At 57.8% G+C, this 2500-nt stretch carries 1 protein-coding gene and 2 rRNA genes (1 of these 3 cut by a window edge); all 3 read right to left on the reverse strand.

What is annotated here, in order from left to right; all coding sequences use genetic code 11:
- On the reverse strand, positions 1 to 252 hold a 252-nt coding region (locus tag ACFVUS_RS43640; protein WP_387781405.1), incomplete at its 3' end, for a hypothetical protein.
- Between the two features lie 89 nt (positions 253 to 341).
- Positions 342 to 458: ribosomal RNA gene (gene rrf / locus ACFVUS_RS43645) — 5S ribosomal RNA — on the reverse strand.
- A gap of 72 nt (positions 459 to 530) precedes the next feature.
- Positions 531 to 2500 (reverse strand): 23S ribosomal RNA (locus tag ACFVUS_RS43650) (it continues 1155 nt past the right edge of the window).

Consider the following 2500-nt stretch of genomic DNA (forward strand, 5'->3'; position numbering starts at 1 on the left):
GTCCTCAACGAGGACGACCACCGACCCGACCCACTCCCCACCATCGGCCTCGGCGATGAACTGCCGCGCGGTCCGCCCGTGCGAGGCCCCTTCGGCCCGCCCCCGCCAGAACTCATCAGGGTGCGACTCGGCGCTCTCCACGGTCTCCAGAAACGCCACCGGAGCCGCGGGATCCCGCAACGCGGCGAGCCGCAGCTGCTTGACCCTCTCCCATTCGTCGGCGCGTACGGAACGAATCACATGCTGGCTCATATCGCGGGATCCTACCGAGCTGGAAATTGTCCGTAAACGCAGAAAAGCCCCGCACCAGTTACCTGGTGCGGGGCTTTCCCACAATGATTGTTCGGCGGCGTCCTACTCTCCCACAGGGTCCCCCCTGCAGTACCATCGGCGCTGAAAGGCTTAGCTTCCGGGTTCGGAATGTAACCGGGCGTTTCCCTAACGCTATGACCACCGAAACACTATGAAGATATCAACCGGATGACAACACGGTCGTTACTTCAGAACTAACACAGTGGACGCGAGCAACTGAGGACAAGCCCTCGGCCTATTAGTACCAGTCAGCTCCACCCGTTACCGGGCTTCCACATCTGGCCTATCAACCCAGTCGTCTACTGGGAGCCTTACCCTCTCAAGGAGGTGGGAATACTCATCTTGAAGCAGGCTTCCCGCTTAGATGCTTTCAGCGGTTATCCCTCCCGAACGTAGCCAACCAGCCATGCCCTTGGCAGGACAACTGGCACACCAGAGGTTCGTCCGTCCCGGTCCTCTCGTACTAGGGACAGCCCTTCTCAATATTCCTACGCGCACAGCGGATAGGGACCGAACTGTCTCACGACGTTCTAAACCCAGCTCGCGTGCCGCTTTAATGGGCGAACAGCCCAACCCTTGGGACCGACTCCAGCCCCAGGATGCGACGAGCCGACATCGAGGTGCCAAACCATCCCGTCGATATGGACTCTTGGGGAAGATCAGCCTGTTATCCCCGGGGTACCTTTTATCCGTTGAGCGACGGCGCTTCCACAAGCCACCGCCGGATCACTAGTCCCGACTTTCGTCCCTGCTCGACCCGTCGGTCTCACAGTCAAGCTCCCTTGTGCACTTACACTCAACACCTGATTGCCAACCAGGCTGAGGGAACCTTTGGGCGCCTCCGTTACCCTTTGGGAGGCAACCGCCCCAGTTAAACTACCCATCAGACACTGTCCCTGATCCGGATCACGGACCGAGGTTAGACATCCAGCACGACCAGAGTGGTATTTCAACGACGACTCCACAACCACTGGCGTGGCCGCTTCAAAGTCTCCCACCTATCCTACACAAGCCGAACCGAACACCAATATCAAACTGTAGTAAAGGTCCCGGGGTCTTTCCGTCCTGCTGCGCGAAACGAGCATCTTTACTCGTAGTGCAATTTCACCGGGCCTATGGTTGAGACAGTCGAGAAGTCGTTACGCCATTCGTGCAGGTCGGAACTTACCCGACAAGGAATTTCGCTACCTTAGGATGGTTATAGTTACCACCGCCGTTTACTGGCGCTTAAGTTCTCAGCTTCGCACGCCCGAAAGCGCACTAACCGGTCCCCTTAACGTTCCAGCACCGGGCAGGCGTCAGTCCGTATACATCGCCTTACGGCTTCGCACGGACCTGTGTTTTTAGTAAACAGTCGCTTCTCGCTGGTCTCTGCGGCCACCCCCAGCTCACGGAGTAAATCCGATCACCAGTGATGGCCCCCCTTCTCCCGAAGTTACGGGGGCATTTTGCCGAGTTCCTTAACCATAGTTCACCCGAACGCCTCGGTATTCTCTACCTGACCACCTGAGTCGGTTTAGGGTACGGGCCGCCATGAAACTCGCTAGAGGCTTTTCTCGACAGCATAGGATCATCCACTTCACCACAATCGGCTCGGCATCAGGTCTCAGCCTTATATGAGGGACGGATTTGCCTACCCCTCGGCCTACACCCTTACCCCGGGACTACCACCGCCCGGGCTGGACTACCTTCCTGCGTCACCCCATCGCTTACCTACTACAAGTCTGGTTCGTCGGCTCCACCACTTTCCATTCCCCGAAGGGTCCGGAACGGCTTCACGGACTTAGCATCGCCTGATTCGATATTGGGCGTTTCAAAGCGGGTACCGGAATATCAACCGGTTGTCCATCGACTACGCCTGTCGGCCTCGCCTTAGGTCCCGACTTACCCTGGGCAGATCAGCTTGACCCAGGAACCCTTAGTCAATCGGCGCACACGTTTCTCACGTGTGTATCGCTACTCATGCCTGCATTCTCACTCGTGAACCGTCCACAACTAGCTTCCGCTGCTGCTTCACCCGGCACACGACGCTCCCCTACCCATCACAACACCCGTTGGGGCTTATTGCTGCAATGACACGACTTCGGCGGTACGCTTGAGCCCCGCTACATTGTCGGCGCGGAATCACTTGACCAGTGAGCTATTACGCACTCTTTCAAGGGTGGCTGCTTCTAAGCCAACCTCCTGG

The sequence above is a fragment of the Nocardia sp. NPDC058058 genome (assembly GCF_042885355.1).
Taxonomy (GTDB): domain Bacteria; phylum Actinomycetota; class Actinomycetes; order Mycobacteriales; family Mycobacteriaceae; genus Nocardia.